The organism is Pseudomonas fitomaticsae (genome assembly GCF_021018765.1).
GTDB lineage: Bacteria > Pseudomonadota > Gammaproteobacteria > Pseudomonadales > Pseudomonadaceae > Aquipseudomonas > Aquipseudomonas fitomaticsae.
In genome coordinates this window covers 1,878,046-1,899,528 of the sequence record NZ_CP075567.1, presented here as the reverse complement: position 1 = coordinate 1,899,528, position 21,483 = coordinate 1,878,046, and the positions used below count along the sequence as shown (strand labels likewise).

At 54.7% G+C, this 21,483-nt stretch carries 17 protein-coding genes and 2 pseudogenes; 10 read left to right on the top strand and 9 right to left on the bottom strand.

Annotation, left to right across the window (positions count from 1 at the left end; translation table 11 throughout):
• The first annotated feature begins 8 nt into the window (after positions 1–8).
• Positions 9–608, top strand: a complete 600-nt coding sequence (locus KJY40_RS08550) for a hypothetical protein (protein WP_230736164.1) — start codon at positions 9–11, stop codon at positions 606–608.
• A gap of 63 nt (positions 609–671) precedes the next feature.
• Here the strand turns inward: KJY40_RS08550 and KJY40_RS08545 are convergent, their stop codons facing one another.
• Positions 672–2,012: a DEAD/DEAH box helicase gene (locus tag KJY40_RS08545; RefSeq protein WP_085605653.1), complete on the bottom strand. Its 1,341-nt coding sequence runs from the start codon at positions 2,010–2,012 to the stop codon at positions 672–674.
• A 191-nt stretch (positions 2,013–2,203) separates the two neighbouring features.
• On the opposite strand from KJY40_RS08545, the pseudogene KJY40_RS08540 reads away from it, so the two are divergent.
• The 4 genes and pseudogenes from KJY40_RS08540 to KJY40_RS08525 all read left to right on the top strand — a co-directional run.
• Positions 2,204–2,965 (top strand): annotated as a pseudogene (locus tag KJY40_RS08540) (mechanosensitive ion channel family protein); the annotation flags it as partial.
• A 192-nt stretch (positions 2,966–3,157) separates the two neighbouring features.
• On the top strand, positions 3,158–4,060 hold the full coding sequence (locus tag KJY40_RS08535) for a hypothetical protein (protein ID WP_230736162.1): 903 nt from the start codon (positions 3,158–3,160) through the stop codon (positions 4,058–4,060).
• Complete coding sequence (locus KJY40_RS08530) at positions 4,057–5,742, top strand: hypothetical protein (protein ID WP_230736161.1); 1,686 nt, start codon at positions 4,057–4,059, stop codon at positions 5,740–5,742. Before KJY40_RS08535 ends, KJY40_RS08530 begins: the two co-directional genes overlap by 4 nt.
• Positions 5,743–5,861: 119 nt before the next feature.
• A complete protein-coding gene (locus KJY40_RS08525; RefSeq protein WP_230736159.1) occupies positions 5,862–6,500 on the top strand; it encodes an AbiU2 domain-containing protein in 639 nt (212 codons plus the stop codon).
• Between the two features lie 266 nt (positions 6,501–6,766).
• Here KJY40_RS08525 and KJY40_RS08520 read toward each other — a convergent pair whose 3' ends face one another.
• Positions 6,767–6,946: an MbcA/ParS/Xre antitoxin family protein gene (locus KJY40_RS08520; protein WP_230736156.1), complete on the bottom strand. Its 180-nt coding sequence runs from the start codon at positions 6,944–6,946 to the stop codon at positions 6,767–6,769.
• 131 nt (positions 6,947–7,077) lie between these two features.
• Here KJY40_RS08520 and KJY40_RS08515 point away from each other — a divergent pair, with 131 nt between their 5' ends.
• From KJY40_RS08515 to KJY40_RS08505, 3 genes are all read left to right on the top strand, one after another.
• Positions 7,078–8,010, top strand: a complete 933-nt coding sequence (locus tag KJY40_RS08515) for a hypothetical protein (protein WP_230736154.1) — start codon at positions 7,078–7,080, stop codon at positions 8,008–8,010.
• Between the two features lie 174 nt (positions 8,011–8,184).
• The gene (locus KJY40_RS08510) at positions 8,185–8,646 is read left to right on the top strand and encodes a hypothetical protein (protein ID WP_230736152.1); all 462 of its coding nucleotides are present in this window, start codon (positions 8,185–8,187) and stop codon (positions 8,644–8,646) included.
• Between the two features lie 88 nt (positions 8,647–8,734).
• Positions 8,735–9,232: a hypothetical protein gene (locus KJY40_RS08505; protein WP_230736150.1), complete on the top strand. Its 498-nt coding sequence runs from the start codon at positions 8,735–8,737 to the stop codon at positions 9,230–9,232.
• 564 nt (positions 9,233–9,796) lie between these two features.
• On the opposite strand, the gene KJY40_RS08500 is transcribed toward KJY40_RS08505, so the two are convergent.
• On the bottom strand, positions 9,797–11,980 hold the full coding sequence (locus KJY40_RS08500; RefSeq protein WP_230736147.1) for an AAA family ATPase: 2,184 nt from the start codon (positions 11,978–11,980) through the stop codon (positions 9,797–9,799).
• A 291-nt stretch (positions 11,981–12,271) separates the two neighbouring features.
• Between KJY40_RS08500 and KJY40_RS08495 the strand changes: the two are divergent.
• A pseudogene (locus KJY40_RS08495) lies at positions 12,272–12,519 on the top strand (transposase domain-containing protein); the annotation flags it as partial.
• A 102-nt stretch (positions 12,520–12,621) separates the two neighbouring features.
• Here KJY40_RS08495 and KJY40_RS08490 read toward each other — a convergent pair.
• The 5 genes from KJY40_RS08490 to KJY40_RS08465 form a co-directional block, all read right to left on the bottom strand.
• Positions 12,622–13,584: a hypothetical protein gene (locus KJY40_RS08490; protein WP_230736145.1), complete on the bottom strand. Its 963-nt coding sequence runs from the start codon at positions 13,582–13,584 to the stop codon at positions 12,622–12,624.
• A 308-nt stretch (positions 13,585–13,892) separates the two neighbouring features.
• A complete protein-coding gene (locus tag KJY40_RS08485; protein ID WP_230736144.1) occupies positions 13,893–15,098 on the bottom strand; it encodes a hypothetical protein in 1,206 nt (401 codons plus the stop codon).
• A 223-nt stretch (positions 15,099–15,321) separates the two neighbouring features.
• Positions 15,322–17,964, bottom strand: a complete 2,643-nt coding sequence (locus KJY40_RS08480; RefSeq protein WP_230736142.1) for an ATP-binding protein — start codon at positions 17,962–17,964, stop codon at positions 15,322–15,324.
• A 243-nt stretch (positions 17,965–18,207) separates the two neighbouring features.
• On the bottom strand, positions 18,208–18,705 hold the full coding sequence (locus KJY40_RS08475) for a hypothetical protein (RefSeq protein ID WP_230736140.1): 498 nt from the start codon (positions 18,703–18,705) through the stop codon (positions 18,208–18,210).
• A gap of 476 nt (positions 18,706–19,181) precedes the next feature.
• A complete protein-coding gene (locus KJY40_RS08465; protein ID WP_230736137.1) occupies positions 19,182–19,913 on the bottom strand; it encodes a metallophosphoesterase in 732 nt (243 codons plus the stop codon).
• A gap of 241 nt (positions 19,914–20,154) precedes the next feature.
• On the opposite strand from KJY40_RS08465, the gene KJY40_RS08460 reads away from it, so the two are divergent.
• Positions 20,155–20,676, top strand: coding sequence for a helix-turn-helix domain-containing protein (locus tag KJY40_RS08460; RefSeq protein WP_264302537.1), 522 nt, complete (start codon positions 20,155–20,157; stop codon positions 20,674–20,676).
• A 53-nt stretch (positions 20,677–20,729) separates the two neighbouring features.
• On the opposite strand, the gene KJY40_RS08455 is transcribed toward KJY40_RS08460, so the two are convergent.
• Positions 20,730–21,230 (bottom strand): HAD family hydrolase, encoded by a 501-nt coding sequence (locus KJY40_RS08455; protein ID WP_230736133.1) that lies wholly within the window; start codon positions 21,228–21,230, stop codon positions 20,730–20,732.
• Positions 21,231–21,483: the final 253 nt, after the last annotated feature.

Genomic DNA, 21,483 nt, shown 5'->3' with positions numbered 1-21,483 from the left:
GCGACATCATGCAACTGACTTATCCAAAGGCGCCTTCCAACGGCGTACAGACTTTGCGCCCGGCCCTGCAGGCCGCGTTGCAGACCCAGGGTTTCGGCGTCAATCGCCAGTTCGCCAGTGCAGCACCCGCCGGGATCAGCCTCAGCGAGGCCTATCGCGGCTACTCGCTCAATCTGGATGACTTGAGCCAGGGCAAAGGCCTGAAAGATGCCAGAGTCGGTGACTGGCATTACCTGGTGTTTTCCGGCGGGGTGTCGATTGCCGATGCGCAATTGGCCGAAGTACGCGGTCACGTCGAGTTCGCCTCGTTGAACCACGGCAACCTGGCGGCCGCCACGGTCGATGCACTGAAGCTGGCCGAGCAATCGCCGCAGCTGCAGGGCAAAACCGTTGAGCTGCGGATGCTGTTTGTGTCGGCGCTGCACCTTGTGGCGATCTGGCTGCATTCGGCGGGTGAAGATGTACTGATCCCGATCGAGCCAACCCCAAAAGAGCTGGCACTGACCGGGTTTTACAGCGAGGCCGCCCTGCTCGCTCAGCTCAAACCGGCAGCCGATCAGGCCAAGCGGCGTTTTGACGCCGACACCACTGGCCTGCTGGGCAGTTGATAAACCCTGGCAATAAAAAAACCCGGACCATGTCCGGGTTTTTCTTTACCTGCCTGAAACGACTTATTCAGCCGCTGGCGCTGCCGGCTTGCGGCGTTTCAGCGGGGCCATACCGTCGCTGCTCACCAATGCGTCCGGCTTCGGACGGTTGGCACTCTTGCGCTTGGTCGGAGTCTTGGCGGCGGTTTTCTTCTTGTCGCCCTTGGCGTCGGTCTTTTTCTTCTTCACACCGACGGCCTTGCCCGAGGCCTTGACCTTTTTCGGTCCGCCGTAGGTGCCTTTGACTTCCTTGATGGTGCGGCGCTCGAAACTCTGCTTCAGATAGCGCTCGATGCTCGACATCAGGTTCCAGTCGCCGTGGCAGATCAGCGAGATCGCCAGGCCGTCGTTGCCGGCACGGCCGGTACGACCGATACGGTGCACGTATTCGTCGCCGCTGCGTGGCATGTCGAAGTTGATCACCAGATCCAGGCCGTCGACGTCCAGACCACGGGCCGCCACGTCGGTGGCCACCAGGATCTTCACGCCGCCCTGCTTCAGACGGTCGATCGCCAGTTTGCGGTCCTTCTGGTCTTTCTCGCCGTGCAGCACAAACGCCTTGTATTCCTGGGCGACGAGGCGACCGTAAATGCGGTCGGCCATGGCCCGGGTGTTGGTGAAGACGATGGCCTTCTGATAGGTCTCGTTGGCCAGCAGCCAGTTGACGATCTGTTCTTTGTGCTGGTTGTGGTCGGCGGTAATGATCTGCTGACGGGTGGTGTCGTTCAGCTGGCTGACCGCGTTGAGCTGCAAGTGCTCAGGGTTGTTCAGCACCTTGGCGATCATCTCGCGCAGGCCGGAACCGCCAGTGGTGGCGGAGAACAGCATGGTCTGCTGACGGTTCGGGCATTCGTCGACCAGACGCTGTACGTCTTCGGCGAAACCCATGTCGAGCATGCGGTCGGCTTCGTCGAGCACCAGCACTTCGACTTCTTTGAGGTCGAGGTTGCCGGCGTTCAGTTGCTCGATCATCCGGCCCGGGGTGCCGATCAGGATGTCCGGCACCTTGCGCAGCATGGCGGCCTGGACCTTGAAGTCTTCACCGCCGGTGATCAGGCCGGACTTGATGAAAGTGAACTGCGAAAAGCGCTCGACTTCCTTCAGGGTCTGCTGGGCCAGTTCACGGGTCGGCAGCAGGATCAGGGTCTTGATGCTGACGCGGATCTTGGCCGGACCGATCAGGCGGTTGAGGATCGGCAGGACAAAAGCGGCGGTCTTGCCGCTACCGGTTTGCGCCGTCACCCGCAGGTCACGCCCCTGAAGCGCCAGCGGAATGGCCGCGGCTTGCACAGGCGTTGGCTCGACAAATTTCAGCTCGGCCACGGCTTTGAGCAGGCGTTCGTGCAGGGCGAATTGGGAAAACACGGGTGCTACCTCGAAGATATGCAAAAAATCAGCTGCATAGGTTACCGGTTTCGAGCGCTCAGGCCGAGTTTCTTTGTGAAATACGCCGTAATCAGTGGCTTTTTTGTTGCTCGATTTGTCTCCAACGGTAATACACAGCGTCTTAAATGCTCTAATCGCCCGTCGCGTCTTACAGAAGAATCGTCTCTCCCATGGATTTCAAACAGCTCTGGCTCAACGCCCAAGACCTCTGGGGTGCCCTCGAACAGCACCCGCTCCTGCACGCCGGCCTGGCTTTGATATTGCTGCTGGTGATCGCGCTGGTCCTCGGACGAGTGGCGCGTTACCTGATCCTGCATGCCAGCCGCATGCTCGGTCGCCAGCCCGCGCTGCACTGGATCAACGACTTTCGGCATAACAAGGTGTTTCAGCGTCTGGCGCAGATGACGCCGTCGCTGGTGATCCAGTTCGGCCTGCACCTGGTGCCGGAGCTGAGCAAGACCGCCACGGTGTTCCTCGGCAACGTGGCACTGGCGTTCACCATTCTGTTCCTGCTGCTGTCGGTCAGCGCCCTGCTCAATGCACTGCTGGACATCTATGCCCGCACCGAACACGCCCGCACCCGCTCGATCAAGGGTTATGTGCAACTGGCGAAAATGGTTCTGTACGTGTTCGGCGCGATCATCATTGTCGCCACCCTGATCGACCGTTCGCCGCTGTTGCTGCTGTCCGGTCTGGGTGCGATGTCGGCGGTGATCCTGTTGGTCTACAAGGACACCCTGCTGTCGTTCGTCGCCAGCGTGCAACTGACCAGCAACGACATGCTGCGGGTCGGCGACTGGATCGAAATGCCGCAGGTCGGCGCCGATGGCGACGTGGTCGACATCACCCTGCACACGGTCAAGGTGCAGAACTTCGACAAGACCATCGTCTCGATCCCGACCTGGCGCCTGATGTCCGAGTCGTTCAGAAACTCGATCCAAGCACCGCACTACAACTACTATCATACCCACAATCCCCGCAAAGCATGAACCCTCAAATAGTAGACATACTCCCCATCCTACTACTATCTTAGTAGCCCTCTGTTACCTGCCCTCCCTGGCAGCCACCTTGCTCACCTACGTAGCCAGCCAAAAGCCACCCGCGACGCCTCGGAGCCAATTGTGATGGACATGATGCGGTTCAACGATTTCTATCTCCGCCTGTATCAGGGCGACGCCAAGCAGGACGGCCCGGCCATACTGGAAGATTTCTACACCCTCTGGCGGGAGGCGGAAAATTCGGGCGTGGACGCAGATTCACTCCACGAAGAAGCAAAAGGCGTCCTTCAGCGGATCGTGGCCATGGATTTGTTCTTACTGGCTGCTTGTGAATGGATCGGAAAAAAGGGCCATTTCAGGCTCAGCAAGGCATTGGCCCACGAGGTCAGCGTCCGTTACCTGCAGCACACGGAGTTGCTGAAATTTGCGCTATCCGAGACCACCGAAGAATGCGCTACTACCATAGCCCGTAGGTTGTGTGCTTTGGATGTTCCGGTGGCGGTCTCACTCGGCTGGGCGCTCAGCATGAGCGAAGACCTACCTCCGAGCCAGCCGATTGCGAGCACCACAGCAAAGGTCACCAATTTCCTAGCCACGGAACACCCGGCAACCTGTAAACGCCTTCTGGAATCGGAGTCGTCACCGTTTGCTGAGTCGCAGGTTGCCCAGCAACTAACACAGAGGTTTGCCACTGAACTCAATGCCTTGGAAGCGCTGCCCCAGTTGGTCGAGCTCCGGATGTCATCGGAAATGCGCCGGAGCTTCCGCTACCTTCGCCGGAGCGAAAGTCGAGCGGTCACCGAGCGAGCGCATGGGGAGTCCTTCCTGGCCGACATGTTCATGGTCTCGGAGCATTTCAAATACTCCAACCAGGTCGCCGTGGAATACCAGGACGATCAGCAAACGGTAGAGACCATGATCCCCATGTTCACTCACGAGATGAGTGTGGAACTGCCCCAGACCTGGATCGCCGATCCTCTCCTTTATGGACACATGGTGGCGGATCTGTGGCAGGAGGCCGGCCAATGAGTATCCAGCTGGTTCTCTCGCATTACCTTTCAGGGCTTCGTGAACGCGACGAGCTGGACGCCCTCCTTCCGGATCTGCTTCAAGCGATGGGTCATTCGGTGCTTAGCCGCGCCCAAGTCGGCGTGAACCAGGGCGGGGTTGACGTGATGTCCACCAAGGAGAGTGACCAAGGTGAAACGGAAGTCTTTCTGTTTGTCATCAAATTCGGCAACGTAAGCCGAAATGATTTTTACAGCAGCCAGCAGGCGATCCTTCCGTCCGTCCTGCAAGCTTCGACCGAGTACATCCAAAATCGATTGCCGGAAGCGCTACGCGGTTTCAAGAAACGGATTGTCCTTGTCTCCAACGGTGTGCTGAAACAAGACGCCCAGTCGGACTATTCGGCCCTGTCGACCCGGGTAACGCAGATGGATCCCCTCTGCTCGCTGGACTTCTGGGGTATGGATCAGCTGAGCCCGTTCATTGAGAAATACCTCTTTGACGATGCGCTGCTGCTCGAAAAAGGTAAATCTGACCTCCGAGCAGCACTGGCAGGCCTGGAAGACACGCACGCCTCATTCTCCAGGTTTGTGCGGTTCGTCGATGATTGCTTGAGCTCCAGGGAAGATGACCAGGACATTTCTGACACTTCTCGTCGGAGCCGCTTCTATAAACGCTCGGCTGCGGCTGCGGTGGGATGGGCAGTGCTGCTGGTATGGGGCGAGAGCGAAGGCAACCAAAAGCCAGGGGTTCTCGCAGGTGAATACCTCTTACTGCGCCTGTGGGGCGAGTCGGTGAAGCTGGGGCTGCAGAATGAGGCTCAGTTCACCAAGAGGTTCGAAACACTTGCGCACCTCCACGCCGATGCGCTGCTGCGGTACTACGAGCGTGTGATGCCGTCACTTCTCAACCGCCGGAAGGTGCTCCGGTATCGCCCTGATCACGTGCTCTACATGGACTTGATTTGCGATGAGCTTGGCCGGCTAGGCACCACGATCCTGCTGCTTCTTGCACTGAAAGTCGATCGGACAAGGGTGGTGGCCATGCACAGTTGCCTGGTATCCCTCATTAACGAACATAACGGCTGCTTCCTGCCGGTCTATGACGGGCAGGCCATCGATCTGTCGCTTGCTATGGGGGCGATCCTGGCAACTGGTGACAACACCAGCGCACGCTTTATGCTTCAGGAATGCATAGATCGCTTTGACACAGCTCTAAGGCAGAACAGGATCATGCCTGTAGACACTGATGACCTAGAAGACGCCATGGCACTGCATTATGGACAAGAGCCTGACAGGAAACGATTCTTCCAAACCACAACGCTCGTGCCGATGCTAGGCACCATGGCCGCCGTGCTGGGTGATCAGGACTGCCTCACCCAGCTGTCTGATGAGATCATCCCGAGATTGAAAGGCGTGACCAAGGAGCGCTGGTACCCCCAAAGAGCGCTGGAGACACTGGTTTGCTCCGATGCCTACGTGAATGATGTTGGGATATCACGAGGCCTTTCCGGCTTCCAGTCATCACCAGCTGAGGAGCTGGAGGCATCTCTGAAGGTACCTGAAAAAGCCGCGCCTCCCGAAGATTTTTCTTGGCACGGCACTTCCTGGGAAGTATTAATTGCACTTTCGGCAAGGTTGCACCGCCACCCTATACCGACTTGGTATCTGGCGAAGCTTGCGGGATTACAACGATCGTCATAATACGTCTCGACCCATCTCACCATTTCAATCCATAGAAAGGCTAGGCCCGACCTACACCGCATCGGAAAGTAGACGGGCCTTACTCCGAAACATGGAAATTGCGAAATTAAGGCTAACCCATGGACGTGCAAGAGATGTACGAAAGCTTGCTGAAAGGATATCAGCAAATTGTCTTCGATGACTTGACCCCAAAACTGGCTCTTTACCATTCACTATATAAGAAATACGAAGAAAACAATGAGGTCTTTCTCGATAAAGCTGGCATCTTCGCCTACGTGATACAGTCACTAGAAGTCGACACCCTTTTGCTCATGGCAAAATTACTCGACGGCAAGCGATCTGACAGAAACATTCTTAAATTTATTGCTTTCAGTGATAGCAATCGTCTGGCGATCAGTTGGAAAAACGGGAACATCCCTGCAGAGTTAATAACAAAGCACAAAGAGCTTATCGCTGAAAAACAAGAGATTATAAATCGGATCACTGTACGCCGCGATAAATTCTTAGCGCATTCCGATAAGCAATATTTTCTGAACAGGGATAAACTGGATGAAGACTTTCCTGTAAGCATCGATGACTTAATAGGTGTAGTTCAGTGTTTTCAGAGGATACTAACTGACCACAGCTTTGGACTGATGAGCGGTGGACGAGCATCATACGAGGGTTTTTTCTACATCGCAGTGGATAATTTGTTGAACAAAATCATGTACCCAGAGCATTTCAAGTGGCCGTGCTCGACCCCTGACAAAACTCTTTGATTTTCTGCCATCTAAGTTGCGAGGCCGCCTACCCTCAGACGGCCATAGCAGGCCGTTCTTCATGGGGTACCTACCGTTGCTTCCCACCGATTGTCCCCCGTAAAAGCTTTCATGTCAGGTGGATGGAGTTGCACATTCACCAAATAACACCTCGATGCAAAGCCCCCTCACCCAGGCCTCAACCTGAAGAATTCCGTACTCGACAGGTCGTGAATCACCTGGTCGAAGACTTGGTCAGGATCTTCCGAATCCGGAGGCTAGCTACGTTAGGCACAAAAGCCATGCTCCAATCGCGCGAGCAGATCCAGTGCATCCTCAATGTCCGCATCAACCGGGCTTTTGTCGGCCAATGCATGCAGCGGAGTGGTCAGCCAATGCTCGGCCAGCGACTCATCACCGAAAACTCGGATTGCGGCCTCGCGTAATCCAGGATCGCCTTTTTTCACTTTTACACCCTCAAGAGGCACCACCGGCTCGGTGATACGACGGCGACGTCACGGACACGTCGTTGACCGCTTCAATTTCAGCGCAAATCCCTGCAAGCTGCGACTAACTCTGTCGACTCAAGGGATCTGTGATGACTGACCGGTTTTTGCTCTACATCGACATTCTCGGGTTTTCTGACATGACCCGAAAAGACCCGCGAAAGGTCGCTCGTGTCTACACGATCCTGAACCAACTGAATTCCCATCACAACGACAGTTTCAAGACCATCGTCTTCTCAGACACCGTCCTGGTCTACAACGTCAAGCCGGCTGAAGGAGACCCAGACCGCGAGCATTACGTATGGTACCTGACAGAGTTTGCAGAGCACTTGCACCACATGCTGACGGGGCAGGACATCTACTTCAGGGCAGCCTTGGTGGCCGGTGATTTTTTCCATTACCGGTTAGATAACGTGGAGTGCTTCTTCGGGGGCGCATTGATTGATGCGTACAACGCAGAGAAAGAGATACCGTCACTAGGGTTGTTCATGGACGCCACTTGCGTCCGCTACAACCAGTTTTTCCGCCTGGCCCCGTTCAACGAAAAATTTTCATTCGTGTACCTGAACCGGCATCTCGAATATTTAAACCAGCGCTGCCAAGGGCGATACCCTGCAAGTCTTGAACTCATCATTGACAACCCTGCGCCCTACCTTCCTTGGCAAGTCCGCTTCCTCCAAGACATCCACTCTCAGATGCGAAACCATCCTTCGCCTCATGTCAGGACAAAGTTTCTCACAGCATGGGACTTCCACTACAAGCGATACCCCGAGATGCTACAGGCCCTGCTGCTGCACGGGTTCTCCCTGAGCGCACTCGGGCATCCAGAGGCTTGGGGCAAGGAAGCTGACACGATGGAAAAGGACATCAAGTACTTCAAGCGTATCGGTAGCGGCACTGACCTCTCGATGACCATTTCGGGCAAAAAGTCCAAGGGCGCGACGCTTCCCGTAACCCAATCGCGCAAGCTCACCTCAAATACCGGCAACGATTCGAGCTCTCCCAAGCGACCGCTACGAAAGTGACTACTGACCGAGCGCCTGTAGGCACAGATCAGACAGTTTTTGGCCTCTCAGCAGAGGCCAGGAGTCCGGGTGGTAGTAACTGCGAGCACTTGAGTTGCATCGACCCTAGGCAAAACCGGAAGCTTCAGTGAGTCCTGGCCCATCGGCCAGGACAGCCTTCCACCAGGAGTTGCCATGACCCATCTGCGTTTTCCGCCCATTAAACTGGCCCGCTATCCACACACGAACGAAGCGCTGCTCGCCATTGCCCTATGGCCGGTGTTGTTCGCGATCGGCTGCTGGCAAACGCAACAGATCGCCCAGTTTCTGAACGCTCAGGGGCTTCAGATCAGCACGCTGCAGGTCTTTCTTGCAGGCTTGGGCGCCTACCTGTTTTTGCTCGGCAAGCACCGGATATTCAACCGCCGTCATTTCATGCGCCATGCAGTCGATATTGCCTGGCATCGCCGGCTGTGCGAGGTTGATCAGGAGATGGTTGCGGCAGGCCAGGCTGGAACCAATACGCACAGGGCCGTGATGAGCGAGATAGCGCAGCTTCGCAAGCGACTGGGTTTCCTGGTCGACGCGGACAACTTCTACCGCAAGCTGAAAATCTTGATCGATCTGATGAGCTGGCTGCGCAACAAGCTCAAGTAACTTAGCCATCCCCTGCAAAACACATTCCGGGTTCGCAGTGCTGAACTCGGCCTCTACCGTACCTGATCAAGCAGTTGGAATACGCACCATGACAACCGAGCTAAACACTCACAGCATCAGAGGACTCACCCGTCTCGCACTACCTGCTGATGATGGATACATTTACCGGCTAGGTGTCGCGCTGTATGGCTTCGCTTCTCTGAGCAGCTTCATGGCCGAGGTAGCACACCATATGGATCCGCGCGTAGATCGTACGGAGCTGCAAGCGAAAACCGGCGGCCATATATTAGACGGCTTCCGCGCTAGCCTTAACAAAGCCAAAAAAACACTTCCGGCGGTGGGGCCCATTGGCAGGGTCGCCGCCGACATGTTCCAAGCGCTGAACACCAGGCGATCAGACATCATGCATGCCTACCCCATCACCGACGCGGCCAACCAGCAAATACTGCACCGTCGACTGGACGAGAAAAATCGATACTTCGACGTCACCAATGAACTGTTGGACGAGTTCATCAGCAAGCTTCATGAGGTGAGCCTCAAGCTCTACGACATCCGCGATATTGTGAAGCCCGAGCTCGGCGACTGATCACCGATAACAGCAGATCGAAGGTCAATCGGGAATGTAACCAGCAGCCATAACCCGCCCCGACACCACCTACCTACTGCAGCGGTAGGTATGGATTGACGTAACTGCAATCTGGCAACGAAGAGATGAGATTCAAAACTGAGAGGAGGTGCAGCTACCACCTAGGTACGTTCAAATTAACGGCGCGGAAGGGAGCGCATGTGCATGCACACGGTCTCCCACTGCCCGAACCGGAATCGGTTGTACTGGCGAACCAGGACAACTTTTCCATGATTGTTCATGGCGTATTCTCCATCTGATCTCAGCGGGCCGCTGATAGCCTTTACACCACGTGCAAAGCGAGCAGATGAATGACAGGCAGGAAGGAGAGTCCTTGGGTGGTAGCTGCAGGCGCAATGCTATCAGTGCAGCCAGAGCCTGGAAAGCCCAGCGAAAGGGTAAAACGATTCACTTCTGGTGCATTCTCAGCAAATCAGTCCTTGGAGTAGCCATCGATCTGAAGAGCCCGCTGCAAGCGGCCACGCACGTCGCCCCCCATGCCCTGACTCAAGCGATAAGCGAGCGCTATCCCATCATCTTGTCGTAATGCTCCTGAAATTCCGTTCTGACAAACACCTGGCGGAACCGCTCGACGTACACCGCCGGGTCGATTTCACCAAAATCGGTGATATTCACGGCATCAGCATGGGACTCGCGATTGATGTAGCGGTACAACGAGCGGAACTGGGGGTCTTCGTCGCTCAGGTCTTCGAGCGCCTTGGCGAGCCTGTCCTGGCGGTGCACGAACGTGAAGTAGTACTCCAAGATATTTCGCATCATGTTCGGGATGACGGTGGCCGAGGTGCGTCCATTCAAGGCGTCCTTGATGGCCTGCCAAAATGATTGGTAGTCGTTCTGGATCTCCTTGGGCTGCATCGCAACCACTGCGCTGTACTCGGACTTGGTGATCCGGAACAGGGCCAGCTGACCTTCCTGCTGACCATCGTTACCCCGGCCACGTCCTCCGTCCTCATTCATGAGCTTGACCATCTCGTGAAAGAAGAACAGGTTGTGGGTCAGGATAATCACCTGCTGAAAGCGGGTGTTCGGGCTGATTACATGGCGCTTGATCAGAGAGGCAATGTCATAAACGTAATTGTGGGACAAGCTTGAAATAGGATCATCGATCACGATGATGCGGTCGCTGATCAACTTTCCCGCAGTCGCGTTCAGCTCTCCATTGCAGACTTCCAGAAAGTACAAAAACGAGATGAGTGTTTTCTCGCCCTCACTCAGCGTTTTGAAGACACCCGCGCGTTGCTCGGGGCGCTGCAACCTGTATTGAGGAACATCTCCCTCCTCCTTGGTCAACTCAAAACCTTTGAGGCCGAGGATGCGCAACCAGTGGTTGATGCTGTCAACCGACTGGTCGATATTCGTGATGGCTGCCCTGGACTGGGCGATGATTTCGCGTTCAGCCCTGGCCTTGACCCGAAGCGCCTCGATGGCGTCCCTGGCATTTTGCTGAGCCTGGGCCAGTTCCTGATCCACTTGAGCGTAATGACCCAACAATGCACCGGCTGAAGTCCTGAGCACGCCCCAGAATCGATCCTTGATCTGGGCCAGATGAACCTGCTTATTTTTGACCTTGAGGTTGAAGGCGTCGATTTTTTCCTGTTCGACTGCAATGCACTCATTCAAGGCTTCAACCAACCCAACGCTGGACTCAAGCTCAACCACAATCGACGGGCTTGCCATCTTTTTTTCGATAGCCTGAACGTTGCGCTGAAGGGCTGCAGTTAGGTTAGCGATAGCCAGTTGAAACGATGGTTTCTGGTAGCTCGGGCTACTAAGGCGCTGCTGCGTTTGCTCGACAGCTCCGGCGTAACGGCGTTGCAGGTTCGTCAGGTCACGTATGCGCTGCTCGTAGGTTTTATCGAAGATCTTGGCAATCTCGCCATGAAAACCTTCCGGTAACGGCTGCTGACAGAAGGGGCATAAATCGCCATCGATGGGGGGTAATGACAGCGCATGCTGAACCCAGTCGGAATGGCCGAGCGCGTGGATGAGACCTGCCAAATAGGAGTTGTCTGTGCCCGTGATGATCTCCCTGAAAATAGGATTGGGCTCAAGCTCGGAGCTTGGGAAACCGACAAGCGAAATAGAGGGCAACTGCGCGTCCGTTGCCGCCTGAAGCTCAGTGGCCTCTGCCATCAATTCGGCATTGGTGACGGCTTCCGGTGCTTCAGGCGTAGCCTGGATCCTCTCCAGCAGACGATCCTTGGTATTCACGCCTTGAAAACAGTAGGCCAAGGGTGAGCCATCGAATGGTGTTTTGAGCTTCCACAAGCCGTCTTTCAATGCCTGCATCTCAGCGTCTCGGGCCGCCTTACTCGACTTGCCCTTGGCCATCTCCTCCTCTTGCTGAGTCGACAGCAACTTGATGGCGGCCTGCGCGGCATTCAGAGCATTCTCGGCCTCAATGTTGCCGGCGTTGAGTGTAAACACCCCAGGTTGTGCTACGTCTTCGTGGAAGTTCATCTCCATGAAGGCGTGGTTGTAGACCAAAATTTCGCGTTCGGGGTCAGCAGGCGCCATGCTACAACTCTGGTAGCAAGCCTCACCAGGCGTTTGCAGGTAGTTGCCAATCGTGCTCTTACCGGTGCCATTTTGCCCGTAAAGCATGCTCACACGCTTGAGAGGGCCGATGAGGGTCGGGGCGTTAGGCGAATAGCTTGATACGCCGCGTATGAGCAGATTCTCAATCACAAGGGCTGTCCGTGGCACACAGAAAATCCGAGATTAAGCCCTCTGCCAAAAATTGCAATGTGCCACCACAGAACTCTTTCTAGCTCCAGAACGGCCAAGACCTACCAGTCCAATACCGCTGGCGTATGCTAGGGCGCGCAAAGCCATGCTTAACCAACGCACCCGGCAATTCAAGGGATCAGGATGATGCCGTCCTCTATTCAGGAACAGGAGAAGACTCAGCCGTGGCTCAACCAGTTCGATAAGCGGCCTGGTGATCGCGAGCTGGCCGAGGCTTTGCTGGACTCAATCAACAACTGGTTGTTTGCCGGGTCGCTGTGCAGTGGCAAACGGGCGGCGGCGATCATGAGCCTGATCCAATCAGCGGGCATCAATAGGCATGACCGCCCTATGCCTATCTCAAAGATGTGCTGACGCGGCTGCCAACACAGCGGGCCAGTGAGATTGGGCAGTTGCTGCCGCATCAGTGGAAACCGGCTGACTTACGCAAGGAGAGATGGGCGGACGCTTACTTTTGGCGATCGCATTTCATTCGCTAACCAAGCGTATTCCGGCCAATGAGCGCTCCAATACTTCAAAGGGCACGCATGGTGGTCATGTCCAAGCACGCGTGCCGACAGATCAGTGATCGCGCCTTCGCACTACTTTGCAGACTCAGGCGCAGCGCCAAGCTGAGGTGCCTGGCTGAACGATGCAGCTCTCGCCTCTGGGCTTTCCAGCACCATGGCCGAGAACAGGGTAAGAAACAGATTTTGTTCTTCGTCCTTGACGGCTGGGAGAATTTTTTCCAGGTAAGTACGAGTCTGCTCCATCGACTCAGAGATTGGGAGCGAGTGAAAACTGCTCTGCAAGCTTTCTAGCTTTTCCCAGGTGTCCCGTGCAAATTCCTCAGTCATCCAGCCTTCGTCGAACATCTCTTGGACAAATTCGAAGCTACGCTCGAACTGCTTGTTCTTGAGGTAGGCCATGGCCAGTTTGTCGATAGAGAGCAGAAAGCTCATGATCCTGTCCTCTTCCTCGGTCGTTTCAGGAGGAGCAGAATCCAGAGGAATCAACCCCTGATACATCCTTCTAGCATAGGCTTCTCGTACTTCTTGATGAGCAATGACCCGCGCTCTATCCAGGTTGTTTGACTCGATCAATGGCTCCAAAATCCGCACTCTGTATACCGGTGGCAAGGTGCTCAGCACCGTCGCCAGCCAATCCGTTGACATGAGGCCGTGCTTTTTGATGTACGTCAGAATCGCCCATTCGCAAAGCACACTTAGGGCGCTGAGGCCATCACCTATACGCTCGTCCGTGAGGGCTGCATGCTTCGCTTGATGGGCGCCGTCATTGCCTAACAGCCTGATGCTGTGAAGCCGATCAATGACATCGGCAGAAAAGAAATGGCTAAGTAGGCCAATCCGGATATTCAAATCACCCCTGCGCCATTTAGCCTTATCAACAGGTTCAACGATGTGAACGAAGATCGTTTCAACGATGTTTTCCAAGCAGCTACGGATGCTCGCGACCTTTTGGTAAGGGATCGGAGATTGCTTCTCGTCGAGATAATAAACCAGCGCAGACTTGGGCATCAGTGGCAGATTTTCAGCTTCCTGCACGAGCAGCTCCTTTTAAGGGTCATCAGCAAATAGGGGCTTAACGAGTAGCGATGATAATGAATTGAGATCATGAGATCACCCTGCGCCGCGTTCGACTCCGTCGAGAACGCCCCCTCAAAATGATGTGCAGGCTACCAACATAAGCGACTGGGCAGGCATACGCGGCTACAAGGCTGGCATCATCTAAAGCCGCTCAGTCCAGCCCCTGGATAGCGTTCAAATCCCTACGAATCTGGAAACCTGTTCGGCTGGATGCCCGCGTGATCGCGATCCTCCGGCAAGCACCATACTCTGCTGACGCGAAAGCCTTACATGGACGCCTTAACGGCCTCATATTTGTCCCAGGTCATATGAGAGTGCTCGATCATATGGTCAATCATCTTCCGAATATAACCATCGAGCTCAGCAAATATCTCCTCTCGCTCACGACGACTTTTAACCAATTGCTCAAGTCGCGAACCTATGTGAACAATCTTTGTACGAAGGCCTATTTGCTCTTTCGTAACTTCATCTACTTTACTGGTCAAGACCTCGAACCTGTCCAGTATTCGCTTACGATCCCCAAGATCATCAGCCATGTACCTCGACACCACAGTTTTTACCTTTTTGAACTGCTGGTATTCTTTGGGGTAGGCTAAAAATTCGATCAGGCTGAGTGCTTGCACAAATTTCGAAGTTGCAGACTGCACCTGAAGCATTTGCGAGTACAACGACAACGCATGCGCTGCAGTAATGCCGACGCCCCCGCCCACAGGGAATCTATCCCACTCAGGTTGCCGCAGGTCAAGCCCGAGTCCCTTGGTTATGGTGTGGGTAAATGCCGCCCCTGCCAGGAATACAGAATCCATCTCACCAGACCTCACCAGCATAGCAGCCGACATCATTGGCTTGGAAGATAATTGTCCAGGGGACGCCGGCTTGCTTTCTGAGGACAGGTGCTCCAGCTTGCAGTTCAAGTAATTAATCATGTCGAAGGACAAGCCATCCACAATTTCGGAAATGCTGACTATCATTTCCATGTGACTTTGGTGATTCCCAAGCACGAGCGAATCCCAAGAAAACCTTAATGGCACCACCAGAAGAGGGTATTTATTGAATTCCTGAAAGCTTACTCCAGAAGCACCGACCTGAGATGAAGCTGACTTGGTCAACGTCTTGTTATTGAGACTTATCGCACTTAAGTTCAAACGGCCCTGGGGGTAGACCATGACGCCATAGGGTAGAAAAATCGAGCGATCAGTCACCAACCGCGACAGCGGAAGTATCGCCAAGTGACAGCCTTGATGAAAGTATTGGCTATAGGCAGCACAGAGATCACCTTGATCAATGGCTTGATAAATTGAGGCATCATACCAGTGACTATGGTCATGAGCAGCCTCAACTTCGATCGCAAAGCTTTCACTTTTTGACAAGAGTGCCCCTTCCAGCTCAGAGACACCCAGCCAGCACTCCAGACAGTTCCGTTCACAACCATTCTTATAGTTTACCGGCCTGTAGAAATGATGCTTGCTCATTCCAATATAGTCATGGATGCTGTATTCCTTGCTACAACCGAAGCACGTTCTAACAATTTTTGTCTCATAGCGACTTAACGTCAGACCATCAATACTCAATTTCAAATCGACTACTCAATAGCTACAGGAAATTTTCTTGTGGTTTACCAACTCGCAAAAGCCAGCCTCAGATCAAATTCCCAAGAAGCTCCTCAGAAACAAGCCAGCAGCGCAGTGAGCTGGATTAACTCCGCAGCCGTAAAGCGCTCATGCTCTCCAGCAGTTGAACCACGCCCTCAACCACGCCTGCGTCGAAGTCATCCCTATCGGCTTCTTCGTGGGTACCTTTGTTCAAGTACCGCCAGACCAAGGTTTGCTCGCCAATGCCAAGAATTCGGGCCAGAGCATCGATCAGCGGTTGTTTGTCCACATGCTCGAATGTGTTGGCTCCACGCAGCTTCGCACAAATAGAACCGCAGAGGTTGCTCAGGCTGGGTTGATCACCATCCTTGGCCAGTTGGACGGTGAGAACACCCTGATTGCATTTGCAGAGCCACTTCCAGATTTTCAGCGTGAGCATTTCCAGCGCCTGCCGGGAGAACTGCAACGCCGCTCGATAGTCGCCCCGATCCACAGCGGCCCTGGCCAGCACCAGGTATGCCTGAGGCGGAAGATTGCGGATGACTCTGGGGTGATAGTCTCCGTGATGGTGCATAAGCGCATAGGCCAACCACTGATTCTGAGGGACGTGGTTCTGGATATCCTTGATGAACTCGTTACTGTGGCAGGTGACAATGATCTGAGTGTTGGCGAATCGCTCACTCTCGAACAACGCCTCGCGAATGCCTTGGCGATGCTCATGATCGATAGCGTTGATTGCATCGTCGAAGATCAACGTAGGGGCTTGGATGCTGGACGCCTTCGCGAGGAGAATCGCCAGCCCCAGGCATCGAACATGACCTTCACTGAGCACCTGAAGCGCGTCGACGCGTCGCGCCGGAGCTCCTCGGAAGCAAAGCTCAATGCGCCCCTCTCCAGTTACCGGTAAGTGCAGCTCGGCGAGCTTGTCCTGCTCCGCATCCCTGACGTTGAACTCGTTGTAGAGCTGCAAGGCCTGCGCATTCAAACCAGCCATCAGGGTGCCAGGCAACTCTGAGCGATGCCTGCGCAACAGGGCCAAGAATTCGTTATACGCCTGTTGGATCCGCTGCTCGGCGGCGATGAGTTCGCTCTCCGCTGCCGCCGCTTCAATCAACTCGGCGTTCTGCACTTCAAACTCGGCAATGCGTTGCCGTGCCCCCTCGATAGCCAGCTGGGCTTGCTGTCGCCTCGCCGCATGCTCAGCCAGCGCGATTCGTGCTTCGTTCAAACGATCTCTCTCAGCGACGTGCATAGCTCTCTGCGCCAGGTTCTGCTGAGTAGTGGCATCAGTTTGCTCCAGTTGCGCGGCCCAGTTTACCGCCTGCTGAGCAATGGACGGCGCTCCACCCACCTCGGCAAAACCGAGTCGCCACCAGGCGGTATCTGCAACGACACCTGGAGCAGCCAGATAACGGCAAACAGCATTCTCGCTATCAATCCTTGCGCCCACCCGCTGGGTAAAGTGTGCCAGGCAAGCACTCAGCACATCGGACGCTGCCCGACGGCGCCCCAAGGCAGCCTGATACCCTTGCTGCAGCAGAGTCAGCTCACGCATTTGCTCCAGACCTTGCGCGGCCTTGTGATACGGATCAACCTGAACTCGGGGATTTCCATGGAGCGGTGTTTCGCACGCTGGACAACGGTCAGGAGAAACCGCCTGCAACCCTTGAATGGCCGTGAACAGCTCCTGGTAAGCGACGTCGTCATGCTGCCGTCCGAGCTGTTGGGACAGCGCCTCGACTTCATTGTGAGCTTCTTCGGCTTCCTGATAGGCAGTGACCAGATCTTGCGAGCGTACGCCGTACAACGAGGGCTGTGGCTGATTGAGCGTTAACTCCAGCTCCTGGAGCCTCCCCGGAACGCCGAACCAACCCACAGCCTCCTGAAGCTGTCGATAGGTCATGCCATCTGTATAGGCCTGGGCGTAAGCCTCTTCGACCCGATGAAATTCCGCCCCAGCCAAAGCCTCCCCCGCAACAGCCCCCACGTCGTTGGCAATGGCGTTCTGTCGGAGTTCAAGCTCCTGCCCTCTCAATGGCGCCAAGTTGAGCTGCTCAGTGAGCGCCTCGTTGAACTGCCCGACAAACTCGTTGTAGTGATCCATGCCGAACAGCGCCGCGATGAGCTCGGTCTTTTGACCTGCTGGTTTGGCTGCAATTCTTGAGAAGGAGTCGATTCGATTTTTCTCGATAAAGCAGAACCTGTAGGCGTCTGCATCAGCGGTGATGACCATGAGTTGACCGGCCAGGTCAACGCCCCGGAGCTGAGGGGCCACGAAGCGATTTTCGTGGATGTTGCGCAGGTACTGGCCGGCATCAATCCGCTTCTGCGCCCCCTCGTCCACAGCCCCCAGTAATCCGTATTCCAGCGATTCGCAAAGGCTGGTTTTTCCACTGCCGTTAGGGCCGTAGAAGAGGATCAGGCGTTTGTTGAGGTCAAAGGTTTCGGGATGTCGGAACCCTCTGAAAGGGCCGAGTGTGAGTTCAGTGAGACTTCGCCAACCCCATCCTGCCCCCACCGCGATGGCATCCAGCTCAGGCAGGCCATCGTTCACCTGAGCAAACTGAGCACGAGCCAGTTCAACGATCCGAATAGCTCGCTGACTACGATTACGGGTTGTCGCGATGACCGCGTCGAAATTGCGCAACACAAGGTTGCCCATACGTCGAGCATCGGGTGATGCCCCCACCAAAGGCTCATGAAGCCACCGCACGAAATGCTGAAAGTCGTGTTCCGCAGATGCCATCCTTGCCTCCCGAAAACCCTGTCAGCTTTGCCAACCACGCCGGTGCACGCCTAGCGATTACTTCTCATCAATTTCTCATGATAGCAATACGCAGGAATCTGGCACTCGCCATACAAAGCTTTTAGGCTGAGTATGGCGACCGAAGTGAGTAAGTATGAACAGGAGGGCCGGTCACGGTAAGTTGTGAATGATCTAATCCGCACCACCAGGTACTGGCACAGCAATCACTAGCCTAGGCATTCGCTATCGTACAACGATGCCGTGATCAGCTAGCTCATTGACCAATGTCTTACGACGCAGCATGCGAGGGATCTTGAACATGTTTCTGTATGCGTAAAAGAAGCCCACTGGAATGAAAAGCAATCCTACCCCGTACGTGGCGGTTGCGATGATAACCCCTGCCGGTATAGCCGCCAGCGCATAGACAACACCCCTGATGACGCTGGACTTAGCAGCGACCCGGATGTTATCCAAATCATATTCAACTTTGCCGCCAGCCTTCTCAAATGCAATGAGAACAATCGACTTCTTACTTAAATTCTTATAATACCAAGTACGCGACGCATCAGTAACTATTGCGCCATGGCGCTTAAGGTAATTCAGCATAACTACTTCTTTAAAATAAAAAGTATTACCTTGCTCATCTTCACATCGAACGTCTTTATAGAGCGCATCAAGATCACTACTGGCTTGCAGATGGTAATTCTTGACAACAACTGTCATTTTCTTAATCTCAGACATACGTCATCCTCAAGCACACATTTATCATCAGAAAATCTGTGTTCGTTACCGCAGAGCCGCTCGGTGGCGCTAACCCATTACTGGAGAAAACGCTAAACTCCTGGGCTCGGCTGAACTATCTTCAGAGCCTGAATAACCGCAGTCCCTCGCAGGTCGTGCTTAGCTGTTCAGCTCGCTGGTAATCACATAGTGATCGCGACCACTCACGCTCCGCATCAATTTGAAACCTGACCTGGACTCAATAAACTCAAGCGGCGGAGTTGCAATGGTCATCCCGTTCTGGCTTACGCCCGAACGATCTGAATAGACAAGAGCCGAATAACGCCGCCCCACCCGGGCAGCGTCGGACAAATATGCGTCAACTTCCACATCCCACTCGATGGCCTGAGCCTGAATCACCTCTGATGGAGCGCAAGCCTCAAGGGGGAGAGCCTCTACATCAAACTGGAAAGATCGCTTCCCCGCGCAATTAACCATCAAAATTGGATCTCGAAATAAGGGTCAAAGCCCGTTTTTTCATTTGGATAGCCCTTTGGGTTGGAAATCACCCTGCAGCCGGCCAGTTCAATGTCCACAGTTTCGTGAGTGTGGCCAAACACCCAAAAGTCCGCCTCAGGGATAAGATCCTGCCAATCATTTGCATAGGCGGCAGTGAGGTGGCCCTCATGCTGGCCCCCAATCATTCCGGGCGACGGACAGTGGTGAGTCACGACGATAGTTGTGCCTTCGAACTTTTCAGCCAACTCTTGACGCAGCCAAACCTTGGCCGCGTGGTTCTTGGCAATTACGTCATCAGGCCTCAAGCGCCGGTAGTTCGAATCGGTGCGAATGTATTTGAAATCACCCATCCACTCCCGGGCCAAGTTACTCGCCGAAACTTGATCACCAGTGACAGTGAAATCAGTCCACCCCGTCGTGCCCAAGACTCTCAGATTGCCAAGCACCAGGGTCTCGTTCTCCAGAATGTGAACATGGCCGGAGGCGGCGTCCTTCATCTTTTGCAGCGTACGGTCGACATGCCCATCATAGAACTCATGATTGCCAGTGACGTAGGCCACCGGGCAGTCAAAAGCGTCATTGGCCCAACTGACTCCCCTCCCCTTTTTGTCAATGTCCCCAGCCAAGATCACCAGGTCGACCTTCGATGACTCTGGAGCCTCCCACGCTTCAAATTCACGGTGCAGGTCAGAATAAATTCGCACTCTCAAACCCTGACCTCCATTGAGCTGCCCCCTTCCGATGACGGTGGGTTGCTATACGGTTTAATGATTAATTGATCAGCACCACCTGGCCAGCCTGTCGAGACTGACTGCGATCAGCACCTGCTGGGTGCTGATACGAACCTGCGCATAGGTCGCGTCATGAACGGCCAGCCTACAGCGCAACAGGACACAAAACGCCTGGCGACCAGTTTTATACACCATATGATGTGTAACTGTACATCACGACGTGGCTACATCCTCAATTTTGAGGACATTCGCGTTGACGTCGATAAGGCCTGCGCTAGCAGCAGTCATAAGAGCAGTTCGAGGGAGTCTGGGGTTGACTCAAGAAGGGATGGCGCAGGCCACCTCGCGCACCTATTTGACCAAAATCGAAAGCGCTCAAAGCACCCCGACCCTGGATAAATTCATCGAGCTCGCGGCAGTACTAGAACTGAGTCCCGTGGCGTTAATGGCTTTGGTGGTAGCGACCCGCGATGGCGAATCCACCTCACATTTGCTCGCGTTGGCTACAGAGGAATTGGAAGCGCTCCAAGAGCGTGTCAGCCAGGATGAAATCGCTGCCCATATTGCGGGCACCGAGTTACTGAAACGGCCTCCAGCACGTCCGGCAGATCTCAATAAGCTGCAAAAGGTGCAGGAGTGCAAGAAGACTGGGCTGACCCAGGCGGAGACGGCAAGGGAGTTGGGAATCAGCCGATCAACCGTCAGCTTCCTTTGGAAGCGATCGCTGCCAGCAGCTCCCTGAACCGGCGGGATAAACATCCCTGTCGATACCAGTGGGGTTGATCCTCACATACCCTAACGCTTGTCCTCAATCACAAGCTGCGCAAACTGAACAAGGTTGGTTAGCCCCCCAGCTCCTTTCCTGTCCAGGTAGTATCCAGAAATCCTGACAGCTGCGGGGCCGATCTGATCACACTGCAGAGAATCACCGATCATCACGACCCGCTCATCGGAGTGGGCCACGTCTCTGTTCGGACGCACCTTCAGTTGGTCGCAGATATTGCGATAAATCCCCTCTTGGGGCTTCATCATTCCGACCTCATAGCTCAAGGCGAACGCCTCTACATCACACAGTAACTTCCTGAGTACAGGCCCGTAGGGCGCTGCGAGATTCGAACAGATACCTGCCACTATTCCCTGGGCCTTGAGCATCAGGAGCGCATCGACTGCATCGGGATAGACCGAGATCGACTCCAGTTCGTCATCAAGATCATGCTGCCGCGATGTCAGCTGTCGCAGGCTCAAGGTGATACCGAAGCGCTCAGCAGCATCCTCCAGCGCGAAGTTGGATGTCATCAGGCGATGGAGGTCAGCACCACTTGGCCTGCGACCTTGTTGAGCACGCGACCTGTCAAATGAGTCCTCAGAAGGATCTAGTCAGACAGCGACGGCGTCAAAAGAGCTAACGGTTCTAGCACATGAATTGAGTAGCCTTATCAAAAAGTTTCAAGTCTAACGGCACCTCACAGCCAACTGAAAAGTTACCTGTTAGATCTTACAGAGCAAATTCGCAGCGACCACAAATAGGGGGCGATCAGTCCTAACTGTC